The 18,049-nt window shown below is 70.6% G+C and carries 15 protein-coding genes; 8 read left to right on the forward strand and 7 right to left on the reverse strand.

The window, feature by feature from the left end; all coding sequences use genetic code 11:
* Positions 1-94: 94 nt before the first annotated feature.
* Both ACFVQ0_RS19345 and ACFVQ0_RS19350 read left to right on the forward strand, forming a co-directional pair.
* Positions 95-1,906 (forward strand): PQQ-binding-like beta-propeller repeat protein, encoded by a 1,812-nt coding sequence (locus ACFVQ0_RS19345; protein WP_390089515.1) that lies wholly within the window; start codon positions 95-97, stop codon positions 1,904-1,906.
* A gap of 223 nt (positions 1,907-2,129) precedes the next feature.
* Positions 2,130-2,822 (forward strand): response regulator transcription factor, encoded by a 693-nt coding sequence (locus tag ACFVQ0_RS19350; RefSeq protein ID WP_390089516.1) that lies wholly within the window; start codon positions 2,130-2,132, stop codon positions 2,820-2,822.
* 43 nt (positions 2,823-2,865) lie between these two features.
* Here the strand turns inward: ACFVQ0_RS19350 and ACFVQ0_RS19355 are convergent, their stop codons facing one another.
* A complete protein-coding gene (locus tag ACFVQ0_RS19355; RefSeq protein ID WP_390089517.1) occupies positions 2,866-3,171 on the reverse strand; it encodes a hypothetical protein in 306 nt (101 codons plus the stop codon).
* 15 nt (positions 3,172-3,186) lie between these two features.
* Positions 3,187-4,857, reverse strand: a complete 1,671-nt coding sequence (locus ACFVQ0_RS19360; RefSeq protein WP_390089519.1) for a sodium:solute symporter family protein — start codon at positions 4,855-4,857, stop codon at positions 3,187-3,189.
* A 277-nt stretch (positions 4,858-5,134) separates the two neighbouring features.
* Between ACFVQ0_RS19360 and galT the strand changes: the two genes are divergently transcribed.
* From galT to galK, 3 genes are read left to right on the forward strand one after another with little or no spacing between them, the layout of a single operon-like run.
* Positions 5,135-6,178: a galactose-1-phosphate uridylyltransferase gene (gene galT, locus ACFVQ0_RS19365; protein ID WP_390089521.1), complete on the forward strand. Its 1,044-nt coding sequence runs from the start codon at positions 5,135-5,137 to the stop codon at positions 6,176-6,178.
* Positions 6,175-7,155, forward strand: a complete 981-nt coding sequence (galE, locus tag ACFVQ0_RS19370; protein ID WP_390089523.1) for a UDP-glucose 4-epimerase GalE — start codon at positions 6,175-6,177, stop codon at positions 7,153-7,155. The genes galT and galE overlap by 4 nt, the downstream gene beginning before the upstream one ends.
* Positions 7,152-8,339: a galactokinase gene (galK, locus tag ACFVQ0_RS19375; RefSeq protein WP_390089525.1), complete on the forward strand. Its 1,188-nt coding sequence runs from the start codon at positions 7,152-7,154 to the stop codon at positions 8,337-8,339. Before galE ends, galK begins: the two co-directional genes overlap by 4 nt.
* Positions 8,340-8,352: 13 nt before the next feature.
* Here galK and ACFVQ0_RS19380 read toward each other — a convergent pair whose 3' ends face one another.
* A complete protein-coding gene (locus ACFVQ0_RS19380) occupies positions 8,353-8,811 on the reverse strand; it encodes a GNAT family N-acetyltransferase (RefSeq protein ID WP_390089527.1) in 459 nt (152 codons plus the stop codon).
* A 273-nt stretch (positions 8,812-9,084) separates the two neighbouring features.
* Between ACFVQ0_RS19380 and ACFVQ0_RS19385 the strand changes: the two genes are divergently transcribed.
* On the forward strand, positions 9,085-9,915 hold the full coding sequence (locus ACFVQ0_RS19385) for a LuxR C-terminal-related transcriptional regulator (RefSeq protein ID WP_390089529.1): 831 nt from the start codon (positions 9,085-9,087) through the stop codon (positions 9,913-9,915).
* Here ACFVQ0_RS19385 and ACFVQ0_RS19390 read toward each other — a convergent pair.
* Positions 9,877-10,371, reverse strand: a complete 495-nt coding sequence (locus ACFVQ0_RS19390; protein ID WP_073738442.1) for a MarR family winged helix-turn-helix transcriptional regulator — start codon at positions 10,369-10,371, stop codon at positions 9,877-9,879. The two genes, ACFVQ0_RS19385 and ACFVQ0_RS19390, sit on opposite strands and share 39 nt — an antisense overlap.
* A 118-nt stretch (positions 10,372-10,489) precedes the next feature.
* On the opposite strand from ACFVQ0_RS19390, the gene ACFVQ0_RS19395 reads away from it, so the two are divergent.
* Positions 10,490-11,287 carry a trans-aconitate 2-methyltransferase gene (locus ACFVQ0_RS19395; RefSeq protein WP_390089531.1) on the forward strand — a complete coding sequence of 266 codons (798 nt, stop codon included), beginning with the start codon at positions 10,490-10,492 and terminating at the stop codon, positions 11,285-11,287.
* Positions 11,288-11,317: 30 nt separating this feature from the next.
* Here the strand turns inward: ACFVQ0_RS19395 and ACFVQ0_RS19400 are convergent, their stop codons facing one another.
* The 3 genes from ACFVQ0_RS19400 to ACFVQ0_RS19410 form a co-directional block, all read right to left on the reverse strand.
* Positions 11,318-12,988, reverse strand: a complete 1,671-nt coding sequence (locus ACFVQ0_RS19400; protein WP_390089533.1) for an FG-GAP repeat domain-containing protein — start codon at positions 12,986-12,988, stop codon at positions 11,318-11,320.
* Between the two features lie 308 nt (positions 12,989-13,296).
* Complete coding sequence (locus tag ACFVQ0_RS19405) at positions 13,297-13,983, reverse strand: TetR family transcriptional regulator (RefSeq protein ID WP_390089535.1); 687 nt, start codon at positions 13,981-13,983, stop codon at positions 13,297-13,299.
* The gene (locus tag ACFVQ0_RS19410) at positions 13,980-14,954 is read right to left on the reverse strand and encodes an acyl-CoA desaturase (protein ID WP_390089537.1); all 975 of its coding nucleotides are present in this window, start codon (positions 14,952-14,954) and stop codon (positions 13,980-13,982) included. The genes ACFVQ0_RS19405 and ACFVQ0_RS19410 overlap by 4 nt, the downstream gene beginning before the upstream one ends.
* Before the next feature lie 342 nt (positions 14,955-15,296).
* Here ACFVQ0_RS19410 and ppc point away from each other — a divergent pair, with 342 nt between their 5' ends.
* A complete protein-coding gene (ppc, locus tag ACFVQ0_RS19415) occupies positions 15,297-18,026 on the forward strand; it encodes a phosphoenolpyruvate carboxylase (RefSeq protein WP_390089539.1) in 2,730 nt (909 codons plus the stop codon).
* The last annotated feature ends 23 nt before the right edge of the window (positions 18,027-18,049 follow it).

Below are 18,049 nucleotides of genomic sequence, written 5' to 3' on the forward strand. Positions count from 1 at the left end.
AGGACGGCAGCAGACCGCCCCCGGCCGGCTCCGGCCCACCCCGACCGACTCTTCTCCGCCCTCTCCTTCTCCTTCTCCAGAGGTACCCAACGCCATGACGCAGCCGCCCCAGCCGCCGCCCAACGAACCGCCGCAGGGCGGGTTCGGCGCACCGCAGGACCCGCCGCCCGGCGGTTTCGGCGCCCCGACACCGCCGCCCGCGGGCCCGCCCCAGCAGCAGCCCGGCTACGGCTACCCGCAGACGCCCCCGCAGGGCCAGCCGCCGCAGCCCGGTTACGGGTTCCCGCCGGGCCAGCCCCAGCAGCAGCCCGGTTACGGCTACCCGCAGGGCCAGCCGCCGCAGCCCGGTTACGGCTACCCGCAGCAGGGCCAGCCGCAGCAGGGCTACGGATACCCGACCGCCCCGATGCAGCAGCCGCCCCAGCCGCCGCAGAACGGGAACGGGCCGAAGAAGTTCTCCACCCAGGCACAGATCATCGTCGCCGCGGTGGTCGCCGTGGTGCTCATCGTCGGCGGCGGCCTCTGGTACGCCTCCAGCGGTGACGACGGCGGCGACAAGAAGGACGAGGCGTCCACCTCCGCCGGCACCGACGGCGAGAGCAAGGGCGGCGACGGCAAGGGCGGCGGCGGGGGCAAGGAGAAGGCCCCGGCCAACACCAAGTCCTCGGTCGCCTTCCAGCTGCCGCAGCCCAAGGTCACCGAGGTCACCACGGTCGACGGCTCCTGGCTCACGGACAAGGCGTACGTCAAGACCGGCGTCAACGAGATCATCGGCTACGACCCGGCCAAGGGCACCAAGCTCTGGTCGATCCCGCTGCCGGGCCAGCTCTGCGCCGCCTCCCGGCACATGAGCAAGGACTTCAAGACGGCCATCGTCTTCGAGGCGGGCAAGCGGACCGCGGCGAAGAAGTACCAGCCCTGCGACCACGTGGGTGCCCTGGACCTCGCCACCGGCAAGCTCATGTGGAGCAAGTCGGTGACCGCGGCCACCGGCGGCGACGCCCCCGTCCGGTTCGCCGAGGTCACCCTCAGCGGCACCACCGTCGCCGCGGCCGGCTCCGAGGGCGGTGCCGCGTTCGACCTGAGCACCGGCGCGGAGCGCTGGAAGCCGAAGGTGAGCACCGACCGCTGCTACGACACCGGGTACGCCGGCGGCGACGCGCTCGCCGTGGTCCGCAAGTGCGGCTCGTACGACGACCCCCAGCTCACCATCCAGGCGCTGAACCCGACCACGGGCGCCCCGCTCTCCTCGTACAAGATGCCGCCCGGTGTCGAGTACGCGAGCATCGTCTCCACCAAGCCCCTGGTCGTCGCGGCCGACGTCGGCGACACCGCGGGTGACGGCAGCGGGATCTCCGACTTCTTCTCGATCGACGCCGCCACCGGCAAGCTGCTCGTCCGCATTCCGGCCGACGCGGAGAAGTACGCGGCCAAGTGCGGCTCCACCGAGGTGGAGAGCTGCCAGCAGCTCGCCGTCGGCAACAACCGCATCTACCTCCCGACGGAGGAGCACGACGGCGGCGAGGACAACAGCGACACCAACGAGATCGTCTCCTTCGACCTGACCACCGGCAAGCAGACCAGCGACCGGGCCGACGCGGGCGACGACTACACGCTGTTCCCGCTCCGCATGGACGGCGGCAACATCATCGCGTACAAGGAGCCCCCGTACGACAAGGGCGGCCAGGTCGTCTCCATCGACGGCAGCACCTTCAAGCAGACGGTGCTGATGGAGAACCCGAGCGACGAGTCGGTCCGGGACGCGGAGACCAGCTTCTCCCCGGAGTACGCCGAATACCGCTACAGCGGCGGCCGGTTGTACATCTCCGAGACCATGATCAGCAAGCCGAGCACGAGTTCGCTGGACGACAAGGAGTACCTCGTCGTCTCGTTCGGCGCGAACTGACCTGACGTCAACACCCCACCCGGCCCCGCCCGTCGATCCCTCGACCGGCGGGGCCGGGTGCTTTGTGGACGTCAAGTGGACAGGAACAGAACCCGATTGGGTAATCCGTGCTCATTCCACGGGTCTTCTCCCGCCGAAGACGCACGCGGCGTCGAACATGCGTGTAACTTGCCGGGTCTAGAAAGCCGGGGGGCCCGGTGCCGGTGCTACGGGGGTTTGCTCGATGGGCGTGCGGCTGATGGTGGTCGATGACCACCGACTGCTCGCCGAGGCGCTCGCCTCGGCGCTCAAACTACGGGGTCACCGGGTGCTCGCCGCCGCCGCTCCCACCGCGGGGGCGGCGGATCTGGTGGTGAGCCGGGCTCCGGAGGTCTGCCTGTTCGGCACCGCCGCACCCGCGGAACCGGGCGCCTTCGACCCGATCGCGCGGATCAGGCGCGAGCGCCCGCAGATCGCGGTCGTGGTGCTCGGCCCGGTGCCCAGCCCGCTGGGGATCGCGGCCGCCTTCGCCGCCGGCGCCGCCGGCTACGTACGTCACGACGAGCGCATCGAGGGCGTCGAGCGGGCGATCGTCAAGGCGCGGGCCGGTGAGGCGGCGATCGCGCCGCAACTGCTCCAGGGCGCCTTCGCGGAGCTGCTCAACCCGGCGGTCCAGCCGGACGACGAGGGGCAGCGGCTGCTCCAGCTGCTCACCCCGCGCGAGGTCGAGGTGCTGGTCCGGGTCGCGGAGGGGGAGGGCACCCGGCTGATCGCGGCCGGGATGCGGATCGCGCCGAGCACCGCCCGTACCCATGTGCAGCGGGTCCTGATGAAGCTGGGCGTCGGCTCCCGGCTGGAGGCGGCGGCGCTGGCCGCCCGTACCGGACTGCTGGACCGGGCGGCGAGTACGCGGCAGGGGCCGGACCCCGTCGGCTGACGGTGTCCGGCCCCTGCCGCGTACTCCGGGGTGCTCCCGCGACTCAGCCGCCGGGCGCGTCCGTGGTGTCCGGGGCGTCCGGGGCGACGGCCGGCGGCTGGGCCGGGCGCAGCTTCAGCCAGACCAGGAAGAACAGCCCGAGCGCCAGCATGGCCAGGCCGGTCCACAGGTTGATGTGGACGCCTTCCGCCTTCTTCAGGTCCGCGTCGGACGGGTTGATCCCGGCGATGGTGACGATGACTCCGTAGACCACGAAGAGACCGCCGATGATCCGCCTGATGTCGAAGAGGCGGGCCGCCGTGGCGGACTTCTGCTCCAGATCGGAGACTTCCTTGTGCATGTCGGACATGGTGAGTTGCTCCGATCAGAACGAGTAGGGGACGTAGCACAGGGCGGCGAGCACGATCGCGCCCCAGCCCAGCAGGGCCGGCCTGCGGTACCAGGCGTCGTCGCCCTCCGCGGGCGCCTCTTCGAGGCCCGGTGACTCGGTTCCGTATACGAGACCGGCCAGTTCGGCTTCCGGCTTGGGGGCGGTGAAGAGCGTGACGACGACCATCACGACGGCGCCCGCGACGAACCCGACGATCGCGGAGACGAAGTTGGCGCCCTGGTCGCTCGGGATGTCGATGATGCCCTGCTTGTAGATGACGAAGTAGTTGACCATCGCGGCCGTGGTGCCGGCCAGCAGGCCCCAGACACCGGACTTCATCGAGGCGCGCTTCCAGAACATCCCGATAATGAATACGACGAAAAGGGGCACGTTGAAGAACGAGAACAGCGTCTGGAGGTAGCTCATGATGTTGGAGAAGCTGGCGGCGATGAACGCCGTGCCGATGGAGGCCAGCACCCCGATCACCGTGATGCCCCGGCCGAAGCGCAGGTAGTACGCGTCCGACTGGTCCTTCTTCACGTACCGCGCCCAGATGTCCGTGGTGAACACGGTGTTGAACGAGGAGACGTTGGCGGCCATGCCCGCCATGAACGCGGCCAGCAGACCGGTCACCGCGATGCCGAGGACACCGTTGGGCAGCAGCTCCCGCATCAGCAGCGGGATCGCGTCGTTGTACGTGGTACCGGATCCGGCGGTGCCGATGTTCGGCACGATCACGGCGGCGACCAGGCCGGGGATCATCACCAGGAAGACGATGAACATCTTCGGGAACGCGGCGATCAGCGGGGTGCGCTGGGCGGCCGAGAGGTTCTTCGCGGACAGGGCGCGCTGCACCTCTGCGAAGTTCGTCGTCCAGTAGCCGAACGAGAGCACGAAGCCCAGGCCGAGGACGATCGTCAGCCAGTTGGCGCCGAGCGGGTTGGCGTCACCGATGCCGGTGCCGCCCCAGGCGCTCATGAAGTTCGAACCGTGGCTCGACGTCAGCGAGTCGCTCAGCCCGTCCCAGCCGCCGACGCGCTTGAGGCCCAGCACGGTCAGCGGGATCAGCGCGGCGAGGATGACGAAGAACTGCAGTACCTCGTTGTAGATGGCGGAGGAGAGCCCGCCGATGGTGATGTAGATCAGGACGAAGAGGCCCGCGACGACGATCGCGACCCACTGCGGCCAGCCGAGGAGGGCCTCCACGACGATCGACAGGGCGTACAGGTTGACGCCCGCGATCAGGACCGCCGAGAAGGCGAAGAGTATGGAGCTCAGCAGGTGTGCCGACTTGTCGAAGCGGTGGAGCAGGAACTCCGGTACGGAGCGGACCTTCGACCGGTAGTAGAAGGGCATCATCACGAGGCCCAGGAAGACCATCGCGGGGATGGCACCGATCCAGTACCAGTGGACGACCGCGACGCCGTACTGGGCGCCGGTCGCCGCCATGCCGAGGATCTCGGTGGCGCCGAGGTTGGCCGCCACGAAGGCCAGACCGGTCACCCACGCGGGCAGTGACCGTCCGGAGAGGAAGAAGTCGAGGCTCGTCTTCACGCTTCGCCGGGCAGCGAAGCCGATGCCGAGAACCACGGCGAAGTAGATCGCCAGGATCGTGTAATCGAGCCCGTTCGTGGGGAGCCGGAGCCCGGATGCCAGAGGGTGCATGGGGGGAACTCGCTTCGTTGCGTGTACTGAACCCGAAGGAAACTACGCCCTTGTGTTCAGAAAATGAACAGTTCCATTGAGCATCTTTGTTTGATTGTGATCGTATGGCCCGAAAACCCGGCCCTAACCCACGAGAACCCCACGGGGTGCGATCAGATCCTGTCAGTTGCCTGTGCGAGATGCGGCTCACATCGGTCCGCACTCGATTGGCCTGGACTCATTGACGCGCCTGTTGATTTGTGGTTCCTTGTGTTGAGTTATGTTTGGGAGGAGTCTGGTGAAGAAGACGGTTACGACGCTCGCCGACGGCCGGGAGCTGCTCTATTTCGACAGCCGTGACGACGAGGTCCGGGACGCCGTCGACGGGCGGCCGCTCGACGCCGTGGCGACCTCCTCCGAGATCCGCCGGGACCCCCTGCTGGGGGACAGCGTCGCCGTCGCCTCGCACCGCCAGGGCCGTCCGTACCACCCGCCGGCCGACGAGTGCCCGCTCTGCCCGTCCCGGGAGGGGCGGCTCAGCGAGATCCCCGACGACCACTACGACGTCGTCGTCTTCGAGAACCGCTTCCCCTCGCTGGCGGGCGACTCCGGCCGCTGCGAGGTCGTCTGCTTCACCTCCGACCACGACGCCTCGTTCGCGGACCTCACCGAGGAGCAGGCCGGGCTCGTGCTGGAGGCCTGGACCGACCGCACGGCCGAGTTCGCCGGGCTCGACCAGGTCGAGCAGGTGTTCTGCTTCGAGAACCGGGGCGCCGAGATCGGCGTGACGCTCGGCCACCCGCACGGACAGATCTACGGCTACCCGTTCGTCACCCCGCGCACCGAGCTGATGCTCCGCTCGATGGAGAAGCACCGCGCGGAGACCGGCGGCAACCTCTTCGACGACATCGTCGCCCGGGAGCTGGCCGACGGCGACCGGATCGTGCTCTCCGGTGAGCACTGGGTGGCGTTCGTCCCGTACGCGGCCCACTGGCCGTACGAGGTCCACCTCTACCCGCTGCGCCGCGTCCCCGACCTGCGGGAGCTCGACGACGCGGAGCGCACGGAGTTCGCACAGGTCTATCTGGAACTCTTGAGGCGGTTCGACCGGATATTCGGCCCCGACCACCCGCCGACGCCGTACATCTCGGCCTGGCACCAGGCACCGTTCGGCATCCAGGACCGGGAGGAGTTCGCCCTCCACCTTGAGCTCTTCACCGTCCGAAGGACCACCAGCAAGCTGAAGTTCCTCGCGGGTTCCGAATCCGGCATGAGTGTGTTCATCAACGATGTGCCGCCGGAGGCCGCGGCCGCGCGACTGCGAGAGGTAGCGAGCGAGTGAGCAAGTCCCCCAAGAAGTACCTGGTGACCGGCGGCGCGGGATACGTGGGGAGCGTGGTCGCCCAGCACCTGCTGGAGGCGGGTCACACCGTCACCGTCCTCGACGACCTCTCCACCGGATTCCGCGCGGGCGTCCCGGCCGGTGCCGAGTTCGTCGAGGGCCGGATCCAGGACGCCGCGAAGTGGCTGGACCCCTCCTACGACGGGGTGCTGCACTTCGCCGCGTACTCCCAGGTCGGGGAGTCCGTCACCGATCCGGAGAAGTACTGGGTCAACAACGTCGGCGGCTCCACCGCCCTGCTCGCCGCCATGCGCGAGGCCGGGGTGCGCACCCTGGTCTTCTCCTCCACCGCCGCCACCTACGGCGAACCCGTCTCCAGCCCCATCACGGAGGCCGACCCCACGGCCCCGACCAGCCCCTACGGCGCCACCAAGCTCGCCGTCGACCACATGATCACCGGCGAGGCGGCCGCCCACGGGCTCGCCGCCGTCTCGCTGCGCTACTTCAACGTGGCGGGCGCCTACGGCAGCTGCGGCGAGCGGCACACCCCCGAGTCCCACCTGATCCCGCTGGTCCTCCAGGTCGCCCTCGGGCAGCGCGAGTCGATCTCGGTGTACGGCGACGACTACCCCACCCCCGACGGCACCTGCGTCCGCGACTACATCCACGTCGCGGACCTCGCGGAGGCGCACCTCCTCGCCCTGGACGCCGCCGCCCCGGGCGAGCACCTGATCTGCAACCTCGGCAACGGCAACGGCTTCTCGGTCCGCGAGGTCATCGAGACGGTCCGCGAGGTCACCGGCCACCCCGTCCCCGAGACCGCGGCCCCGCGCCGCGGCGGCGACCCGGCCGTCCTCGTCGCCTCCGCCGCCACCGCCAGGGAGCGCCTCGGCTGGCAGCCGACCCGCGCGGACCTGGCCGGAATCGTCTCCGACGCCTGGACGTTCGCCCGCCGAGAGGAGCCCACCGCACCATGACCGACACCGCTGAGCCGACCGCCGCTCCCACTGAGCTCACCACCTCCTTCACCGAGCTGTACGGGACCGCGCCCGAGGGGGTCTGGGCCGCCCCCGGCCGGGTCAACCTGATCGGCGAGTACACCGACTTCAACGACGGCTTCGTGATGCCGCTCGCGCTGCCGCACACCGCGCGGGCCGCCGTCGCCCGCCGCACCGACGGCGTCCTGCGGCTGCACTCCACCGATGTGCCGGGCGGCGTCGTCCAGCTCCGCGTGGACGGGCTGGCCCCGAACGAGGGCCACGGCTGGGCCGCCTACCCGGCCGGTGTCGTCTGGGCGCTGCGCGAGGCCGGCCACCCGGTCACCGGCGCAGACATCCAGCTGACCTCCACCGTCCCCACCGGCGCCGGGCTCTCCTCCTCCGCCGCCCTCGAAGTGGTCACCGCGCTCGCCCTGAACGACCTGTTCGGGCTCGGGCTCGGCCACGCAGAGCTGGCGGTACTGGCCCAGCGCGCGGAGAACGCCTTCGTCGGCGTCCCCTGCGGGGTCATGGACCAGATGGCCTCCGCCTGTTGCACAGAGGGCCACGCCCTGCACCTGGACGCCCGCGACCTCACCGTCCGGCAGGTCCCCTTCGACCTGGCCGCCCACGGCCTCCAGCTCCTCGTCGTCGACACCCGCGTCAAGCACGCACTCGGTGACGGCGCCTACGCGGAACGCCGCGCGGCCTGCGAGGAGGGCGCCCGACTGCTCGGTATCCGCACGCTACGCGAGCTCCCGTACGAGGGCCTCGGCGCCGGGCTGGACACGCTGGCCGCCGCCGGCGCGGACGAGTCCGTCGTGCGCTGTGTGCGCCATGTGGTCAGCGACAACCAGCGCGTCGAGCAGGTCATCGCGCTGCTCGACGCGGGCGACGTGCGCGCGGCGGGCCCCGTCCTCACGGCGGGCCACGTCTCGCTCCGGGACGATCTGCGGGTCTCCTGCGTGGAGCTGGACCTGGTGGTCGAGGCGGCGAACGAGGCCGGGGCGCTCGGTGCCCGGATGACCGGGGGCGGCTTCGGCGGCTCCGCGATCGTGCTCCTGGAGGAGGGGCGGGCGGACGCGGTCACCAAATCGGTCCTGGAGGCGTTCACCTCCGCGGGTTACGCGGCGCCCCGGGTCTTCCCGGCCGTCCCGTCGGCGGGCGCCCACCGGATCGCCTGACCGGGCCGGGGGACTACCCGGCGGCCGGTCCGCCGAGCCGCTTGGTCAGGGTGAACTCCGTGACGCCCGGCGGGTAGTCCTCGACCCGGCCCGTCACCTCGTAACCCCGCTTCCGGTAGAACTCCGGGGCCTGGAAGTCCCAGGTCTCCAGCCGGGAGCGGGTGCAGTCCCGGTCCGCGCGGGCCACCCGTTCCGCCTCGGCGAGCAGCCGCGAGCCGAGGCCGTGCCCCCGGTGCCCGGGGTCGACCCAGAGCAGGTCCACATGGAGCCAGTGCGCCCAGGTGCGCCCGGTCAGCCCGGCGGCGACCTGCCCGTGGGCGTCCAGCGCCCACACCTCCAGCGGGAGTTCGCGCGCCGCGGGGCCGCCCCGCAGCGCACGGATCTGCGGTGAACCGGCGGTGTTCTCCTCACGGAGCCGCCTGCTGAGCAACTGACGGCGTTCTCTGTCCACTTCTGTCTCAAGACGGAACATGCATCACACCCTAAGAGCTGTCCCACCACCCAGTTCCGCGAATCCCCTCCCGCCCCGGTCGGCCGCCCGTACGCTGATGTACGGCACCGGTGGGGGCCGGTGCTGATTCAGGGGTACGAGACAGCCGGGTGCGACACCCGGGTGGGGGTGGGCGAACCGGTGCACGGCGGCGGCCGTGGCACCGCGGTCCGACTCCCCGTTCCGGGCGTCGCACCCGTGCCGGTCCGTCGCTGACGGGGGGCGCGCGCTACGGGGCGCCCCAGAACGCACAGCATGGGGGTGCCTGTGGTCCGTATCCGGGTTCTCGTGGTCGACGACCACCGTATTTTCGCCGAATCGCTCGCCGCGGCGCTCGCGGCCGAGCCCGATGTGGACGTCTCGGCGGCGGGCAGCGGCCCGGCCGCCCTGCGCTGCCTGGAGCGCGCGGCCGCGGAGGGGCGCGGCTACGACGTGATGCTGGTCGACGCCGAACTGGGCATCCTGGCCCCGGCGGGCGGCCGCGGGGCCACCGGCCCGGTGGCGGTCCCCGACCGGCCGGCCGGAGGCGGTCCGCAGGCCGACGGCATCTCGCTGGTCGCCGGGGTCCGCGCGAACCGGCCCTCGGTGCGCACGGTGGTGCTCGCGGAGAAGGACGACCCGCGCCGGGCCGCGCTCGCGCTCCAGGCCGGTGCCTGCGGCTGGGTCGCCAAGGACTGCTCGCTCCAGCGGCTGCTCGCGGTCATCCGTGGGGTGCTGCGCGACGAGACGCATCTGCCTCCCGCGCTGCTCACCGGGGTGCTGCGGGAAATGCTGGCGGACCGCAAGCACCGCAGCGAGAGCGAGCAGCTCGTCGAGTCGCTGACCCCGCGCGAGCGCGAGGTGCTGCGCTGCATGGTGGCCGGGCTCGGCCGCAAGGCGGTGGCGGAGCGGCTCTTCCTCTCCCCGCACACGGTGCGTACCCATATGCAGAACGTGCTGGGCAAGCTGGGGGTGCACTCGACGCTGGCGGCGGTCGCGCTGGCCAGACGGGCGGGCGTGGGCCCGGCGGATCCGCAGGCGGACCAGGAGCCAGGACAGGTCGCGGGACTAGGGGATGTTGTCGAAAGGGGCAGTCAACTGGCGTAGCAGACCGGCCAGTTCGCCGCGCTGGTGGCGGGAGAGCTCGCCCAGGATGGCGCGCTCCTGCGCGAGCAGTCCGGCCAGCGACTGGTCGGCCTTGTCGCGGCCCTCCGCGGTGAGCCGGACCAGCACCCCTCGGCGGTCGCTCGGGTCGGGGAGCCGTTCGACGAGGTTCTTCTTGGTCAGCCGGTCGATGCGGTTGGTCATCGTGCCCGAGGTGACCAGGGTCTGGGTGAGCAGCTGGCCGGGGGAGAGCTGGTACGGGTCACCGGCCCGCCGGAGCGAGGTGAGGACGTCGAACTCCCACGGCTCCAGGCTGTGCTCCGAGAAGGCGATCCTGCGGGCCCGGTCGAGGTGGCGGGCCAGCCGGGAGACGCGACTGAGAACCTCAAGTGGTTCCACGTCGAGGTCGGGGCGCTCTCGGCGCCATGCAGCGACCAGCCGGTCTACCTCGTCCTCCATGTGGATCAGTGTAGATGGTCTGTCGACATGAAGTCTCTTGAATCCAAGTCTCTTGAATTCGAGCCTCTTGGGATCGAATCTCTTGACATCAAGATACTTCCGGGATGATCCTGGCCCCATGACCGCACCGATCTGGGATCCGCAGCAGTACCTGCGCCACGCGGACCACCGCACCCGCCCCTTCCATGATCTGCTGGCCCGCGTCCCCCCGCTCCCGGGCGCCCCCGTCCCCCGGATCGCCGACCTCGGCTGCGGCGCCGGCAACGTCACCGCCCTGCTGGCCGAACGCTGGCCCGGCGCCCGGATCACCGGCTACGACAACTCCCCGCAGATGCTGGAACGGGCCCGCGCCCACGCCACCGCCCTGCTGGACTTCGCCGAGGCCGACGCCGCGACCTGGACCCCGGACGAGCCGTACGACCTCATCGTCTCCAACGCCCTGCTCCAGTGGGTGCCGCACCACGCCGACCGCTTCCCCGACTGGCTGGACGCACTCGGCCCCGGCGGCACCCTCGCCTTCCAGGTGCCCGGCAACTTCGAACAGCCCAGCCACGTCCTGATGCGCGAACTGGCCGCCTCCCCGCGCTGGCGCTCCCGGCTGGGCGGCCTGCTGCGCCACGCGGACGCGGTGCTCAGCCCGGCCGGCTACCTGGACCGGCTGACCGGCCCCGGCCGCACCCCGGACGTCTGGGAGACCACGTACCTGCACCTGCTGCCCGGCGAGGACGCCGTGCTCGACTGGGTGAAGGGCACCGGCCTGCGCCCCGTCCTCACCGCCCTGGCCGATGACGAGGAGGCCCGGAGCGCCTTCCTCACCGAATACCGCGACCTGCTGCGCACCGCGTACCCGGCGGGCCCGCACGGCACCGTCTTCCCGTTCCGCCGTATCTTCGCCGTCACCCGCCGGGAGAAGTGAGCGCCCCGCCACCGGGGCGCCCCGCCTCCGTCAGTACAGGTTGTTGTAGCTGTTCCAGCCGTAGCCGATCTTCACGCGCTCGGAGATCTTCCCGGTGCCGGTCGACGTGTAGAGGTACGCGTCTCCCTTGGCGTCGACACCGATCAGGTCGGCCTTGCCGTCACCGTTGATGTCGCCCGGCGCGGCGAGCTTCTTGTAGGTGTTGAAGCCGGTGCCGATCTTGACCTGCGCCTTGAACGGCTTGGTGGCCGAGCCCGTGCCCTTGTACAGGTACAGCGTGCCGTCCGACTTGCGGGCCACCATGTCGGCCAGCCCGTCGCCGCTGAGGTCGCCGGCGCCGACGAGCGTGTACGACTTGAAGCCGTAGCCGACCTTGACCTTGGCGGCGAAGCCGGTGCCCGCGCCGTTGCCCCGGTAGAGGTGCAGATCGCCGGCGGTGTTGCGGGCGATCAGGTCGGCCTTGCCGTCGCCGCTCAGGTCGCCGGGGCCGATGAGCGCGTTGTACGAGCTCCAGCCGCTGCTGACCCGCGAGCCCTCGTTGTAGAGGGTGCCCTTGTAGTTCTCCAGCAGGTTCGCGTACCCGTCGTTGTCGAGCGACGACGGGAAGCTCATGGCGGCGCCGGCCCAGCCGCCGCTGTCACTGGCCTGGACGCGGGCGCTGAGCTTGCCGTTGTTCATCGCGTAGTACCAGTAGAGCGTGCCGCCCGTGGTGCGGGCCATCAGCTCGTTCTTGCCGAAGTCCGGGTTGCCGCCCTGGCCCGCGAAGAGCGAGGAGACGTTCCAGCCGGTGCCGATCTGCTTCCGCTTGAGGAAGGTGCCCTTGCCGGTGGCGTCGTACGCGTACAGCGTGCCGCCCGGCGTACGGGCCATCAGGTCACCGAGGCCGTCACCCGTGACGTCGTCGGTGGCGACGATCTGGTTGTACGTGTCGAAGCCGTAGTTGACCTTGACGCGTGCCTTGTACGGGGCGGAGGCCTTCCCCGTACCCGCGTAGTAGTACAGGTCACCGGTCGGGGTGCGGGCGTAGAGGTCGCCGGTCCCGTCTCCGTCGACGTCGTTCGCGCCGACGATCTGGTCGTAGGAGGCCCACCCGTAGCCGACCTTGACGCCCGCCTTGAAGGGGGCGCCGGTGACGGTGCCGGTCCCCGCGAACAGGTAGATGTCGCCGGCCGGTGTGCGGGCGAGCAGGTCGCCCCGGCCGTCGCCGGTCAGGTCGCCCACGGCGACGAGCTTGTTGTACTTCTGCCAGCCGGTGCCGGACCAGTCGGCGCGACCGGCGCTGTCGGCGCTCCGGACCTGGCGGAGCGAGAGTTTGCCGGTCGCGGAGAGGGTGAGCAGCTCTGGCCTGCCGTCGCCGTTCAGGTCGCCCGGCGTGATGACGTCCTTGAACCTCTCGTCCGGGTCCTCGGCGTTCAGGGCGAACTCGTAGGAGCTCGTCCCGTTCGTCGGAACGACGTAGTAGTGCCCGTCGATCCCCCGGTACAGGGTGTCGGTGTAGCCGTCGCCGTCCACGTCGAACAGCGGCTTGGCGGGCGCCGCCGCGGCCTTGGCCCCCCGTGCGGCGGCGGCCGGTGACTTCTTCGCCGGGTGCTTCGGCAGCGTCAGCGAGGGCGGTGCGTCGGCGGCGGGCACGCGCGGCACGGTGGCGCCGCGCGGCGCGGGCGCCGGTCCGTCGGCCGAGGCCGGAGCGGCCAGCGGCATGCCGGCCGAGAGAACGATTGCGGTGCAGGTCGCGATCCGCCGCGCGCGCTTCGAGCGCGCGGGCACGGCACGGCCGGGTTCCACAGAAGACAAAGCCCCCCCAGGGGTACGTGGTGGAACCGGGAGAAACGTCTTCACAGGCGCGTCACGCGCAGGGTGAAGTGTTCCCGGGATAGCCACAGACTCTACAACCGTGGCCCCCGGGGCAGGAGCGGTTCAGCAAGGGATCAAGGTCTCGGCCGGAAAGCGCCGCAGCCGCGCCGCGGCCGCACCACAGCCGCGCCGCGGCCGGCCGGGCGTCTCCCGTGTCAGCTCTTGCGGTGGCCTATCAGGCGAGGCTTCGGCTCCAGGTTCTCCAGCCCGTGCCACGCCAGATTCACCAGATGCGCCGCCACCTCGGCCTTCTTCGGCTTACGGGCGTTCACCCACCACTGACCGGTCAGCGCCACCATGCCGACCAGCGCCTGCGCGTACAGCGGAGCCAGCTTCGGATCGAAGCCCCGGGCCTTGAACTCCAGCCCCAAGATGTCCTCCACCTGCGTGGCGATATCGCTGATGAGCGAGGCGAAGGTACCGGTCGACTGGGCGACCGGCGAATCCCGGACCAGAATCCGGAACCCGTCCGTGTAGGTCTCGATGTAGTCCAGCAGCGCGAACGCCGCCTGCTCCAGCAGCTCACGCGGGTGACCGGCGGTGAGCGCGGTGTTCACCATCTCCAGGAGCTGGCGCATCTCCCGGTCCACCACCACCGCGTACAGCCCCTCCTTGCCGCCGAAGTGCTCGTAGACCACCGGCTTGGAGACCCCGGCTCGCGCCGCGATCTCCTCCACCGAAGTGCCCTCGAAACCCTTGTCGGCGAAGAGCGTGCGACCGATGTCCAGCAGTTGCTCGCGGCGTTCCTTGCCCGTCATCCGCACCCGGCGGGCCCGCCGGGTGGAGGGTGCGCGGGATTTCTCACTGCCGGTGCTTCCGTCGGTCGCCACGTCGTCAATCATGCCGCGTCGGCCTCCGCCGGGTGGCGCCGGGACTCGATACGGGCGGAGTCGGGCCAGCGCACATCCGTCGCCCAGCCCAGTTTCTCGAACCAGCGGATCAGCCGGGCACTCGAATCGATCTGACCGCGCATCACGCCGTGCCGTGCGCTCGTCGGGTCCGCGTGGTGCAGGTTGTGCCAGGACTCGCCGCACGAGAGGACCGCCAGCCACCAGACATTGCCGGACTTGTCACGGGACTTGAACGGGCGCTTGCCGACCGCGTGGCAGATCGAGTTGATCGACCACGTCACATGGTGCAGCAGCGCGACCCGGACCAGGGAGCCCCAGAAGAACGCCGTCGCCGCCCCCCACCACGACATCGTGACCAGGCCGCCGACCAGCGGCGGGATCGCCAGCGAGGCGATCGTGAAGGACAGGAAGTGGCGCGAGATCCCGCGGATCGCGGGGTCCCTGATCAGATCGGGGGCGTACTTCTGCTGCGGCGTCTGCTCCTCGTCGAACATCCATGCGATGTGCGCCCACCACAGCCCCTTCATCAGGGCCGGCAGCGTCTCACCGAAACGCCACGGGGAATGCGGATCGCCCTCGGCGTCCGAGAAGCGGTGATGCTTGCGGTGATCGGCCACCCAGCGCACCAGGGGACCCTCCACCGCGAGCGAACCGGCCACGGCCAGGGCGAGGCGGAGCGGACGTTTCGCCTTGAACGAGCCATGGGTGAAATAACGGTGGAAACCGATCGTGATGCCGTGGCAGCCGATGAAGTACATCGCCACCAGCAGACCCAGATCGAGCCAGCTGACACCACGGCCCCAGGCCAGCGGCACCGCCGCGACCAGGGCCAGGAACGGCACGACGATGAACATCAGAAGCGCGAACTGCTCGATCGACCGCTTGTTGTCCCCGCCGAGCGTGGCGGAGGGAGGAACGTCGGCCGCCGGAGCGGCCTCGATCACATCGGGGCTGGTCTTCATGGGGAGTCCCCTGTGGGTGAGAACGCGACGGAATGCGTGGGCTACGCATCCGTAACCTACGGCGTCGTAAGTATGGCAGCGCGGAGCCCCGCCACAAGAGGGAGCGGCCGACCCGCGCAGAGTGGTGTCATACGGGGTAGGGGACAGAACGCGTACCCCGCGGCCACCCGTCTTGAAGTGCGGACACCTGTCGGGGCGCGAACAGCACCCAAAGCACGGACACCTATCCTGGAGAGGTCGGACAGCGCGGTCCGCACTCTGCTTTCCCGGGGGTGGCGTGGCACCCGCTGCCAGCCGCGGGCCCCGGATCCCGTGCTCAACCACTGCAAGGAGCCGCACACTGTGAGCAGTGCCGACCAGACCCCTGCCGCCAGCCCCGAGCTGCGCGCCGACATCCGCCGCCTCGGCGACCTCCTGGGCGAGACCCTGGTACGCCAGGAGGGCCAGGACCTCCTCGACCTCGTCGAACGGGTCCGCGCCCTGACCCGCACCGACGGCGAGGCCGCGGCCGAACTCCTCGGCGACACGGACCTGGAGACCGCCGCACAGCTCGTGCGCGCCTTCTCCACCTACTTCCACCTCGCCAACGTGACCGAGCAGGTCCACCGTGCCCACGAGATGCGCGACCGGCGCGCCGCGGAGGGCGGTCTCCTCGCCCGCACCGCCGACCGGCTCAAGGACGCGGACCCCGAGCACCTGCGCGAGACCGTCAAGAACCTGAACGTACGGCCCGTCTTCACCGCGCACCCCACAGAGGCCGCGCGGCGCTCCGTACTCAACAAGCTCCGCCGCATCGCCGCACTCCTGGAAACCCCCGTCATCGAGGCCGACCGGCGCCGCCAGGACATCCGGCTCGCCGAGAACATCGACCTCATCTGGCAGACCGACGAGCTGCGCGTCGTCCGCCCGGAGCCCGCCGACGAGGCCCGCAACGCCATCTACTACCTCGACGAACTCCACGCCAACGCCGTGGGCGACGTCCTGGAGGACCTGGCCGCGGAGCTGGAGCGCGTCGGCGTCGAACTGCCCGCCGGCACCCGCCCGCTCACCTTCGGCACCTGGATCGGCGGCGACCGCGACGGCAACCCCAACGTGACGCCCGCCGTCACCTGGGAGGTGCTGATCCTCCAGCACGAGCACGGCATCACCGACGCCCTCGAACTCGTCGACCAGCTGCGCGGACTCCTCTCCAACTCCATCCGCTACACCGGAGCCACGGACGAGCTGCACGCCTCCCTCCGGGCCGACCTGGACGCACTCCCCGAGATCAGCCCCCGCTACAAGCGGCTGAACGCGGAGGAGCCCTACCGGCTCAAGGCCACCTGCATCCGGCAGAAGCTCGTCAACACCCGCGAGCGCCTCGCCTCCGGCACCCCGCACCGCCCCGGCTGCGACTACCTCGGCACCGCCGAACTCATCGCGGACCTCGCCCTCATCCAGACCTCGCTGCGCGAGCACAAGGGCGCCATCGTCGCCGACGGCCGGATGGACCGCACCATCCGCACCCTCGCCGCGTTCGGTCTCCAGCTCGCCACCATGGACGTACGCGAACACGCCGACGCCCACCACCACGCGCTCGGACAGCTCTTCGACCGCCTCGGTGAGGAGTCCTGGCGCTACGCCGACATGCCGCGCGACTACCGGCAGAAGCTCCTCGCCAAGGAGCTCCGCTCCCGCCGCCCGCTCGCCCCGACCCCGGCCCCGCTCGACGCCGCCGGCGAGAAGACCCTCGGCGTCTTCCACACCATCAGCCAGGCCTTCGAGCGCTTCGGCCCCGAGGTCATCGAGTCCTACATCATCTCGATGTGCCAGGGCGCCGACGACGTCTTCGCCGCCGCCGTCCTCGCCCGCGAGGCCGGTCTCCTCGACCTGCACGCCGGCTGGGCCAAGATCGGCATCGTCCCGCTCCTGGAGACCACCGACGAGCTCAAGGCCGCCGACGTCATCCTCGACGAGATGCTCGCCGACCCCTCCTACCGCCGCCTCGTCTCGCTCCGCGGCGACGTCCAAGAGGTCATGCTCGGCTACTCCGACTCCTCCAAGTTCGGCGGCATCACCACCTCCCAGTGGGAGATCCACCGCGCCCAGCGCCGGCTCCGCGACGTCGCCCACCGCTACGGCGTACGCCTGCGCCTCTTCCACGGCCGCGGCGGCACCGTCGGCCGCGGCGGCGGCCCCTCGCACGACGCGATCCTCGCGCAGCCCTGGGGCACCCTGGAGGGCGAGATCAAGGTGACCGAGCAGGGCGAGGTCATCTCCGACAAGTACCTCATCCCGGCGCTCGCCCGCGAGAACCTGGAACTGACCGTCGCGGCCACCCTCCAGGCCTCCGCGCTGCACACCGCGCCCCGTCAGTCGGACGAGGCGCTGGCCCGCTGGGACGCGGCCATGGACACCGTCTCCGACGCCGCCCACGCCGCCTACCGCAAGCTGGTCGAGGACCCCGACCTGCCGACGTACTTCCTCGCCTCCACCCCGGTGGACCAGCTCGCCGACCTGCACCTGGGCTCGCGGCCCTCACGCCGCCCCGGCTCGGGCGTCTCGCTCGACGGACTGCGCGCCATCCCGTGGGTCTTCGGCTGGACCCAGTCCCGGCAGATCGTCCCCGGCTGGTTCGGCGTCGGCTCAGGCCTCAAGGCCCTGCGCGAAGCCGGTCTCGACACCGTTCTCGAAGAGATGCACGAACACTGGCACTTCTTCCAGAACTTCCTCTCCAACGTCGAGATGACCCTCGCCAAGACCGACCTGCGCATCGCCCGCCACTACGTCGACACCCTCGTCCCCGACGAGCTCAAGCACGTCTTCGACACCATCGAGGCCGAGCACGCGCTGACCGTCAGCGAAGTCCTCAAGATCACCGGCAACACCGAACTGCTCGGCACCAGCCCGGTGCTCCAGCAGACCTTCGCCATCCGGGACGCCTACCTGGACCCGATCTCCTACCTCCAGGTATCCCTGCTGGCCCGCCAGCGCCAGGCCGCCGAACGCGGCGAGGAGCCCGACCCGCTGCTCGCCCGCGCGCTGCTGCTCACCGTCAACGGCGTGGCCGCAGGACTCCGTAACACCGGCTGATCAGAGCCGTCGCGGGTGCGGTC

The organism is Streptomyces sp. NPDC057900, from assembly GCF_042887885.1.
Classification (GTDB): Bacteria; Actinomycetota; Actinomycetes; order Streptomycetales; family Streptomycetaceae; genus Streptomyces.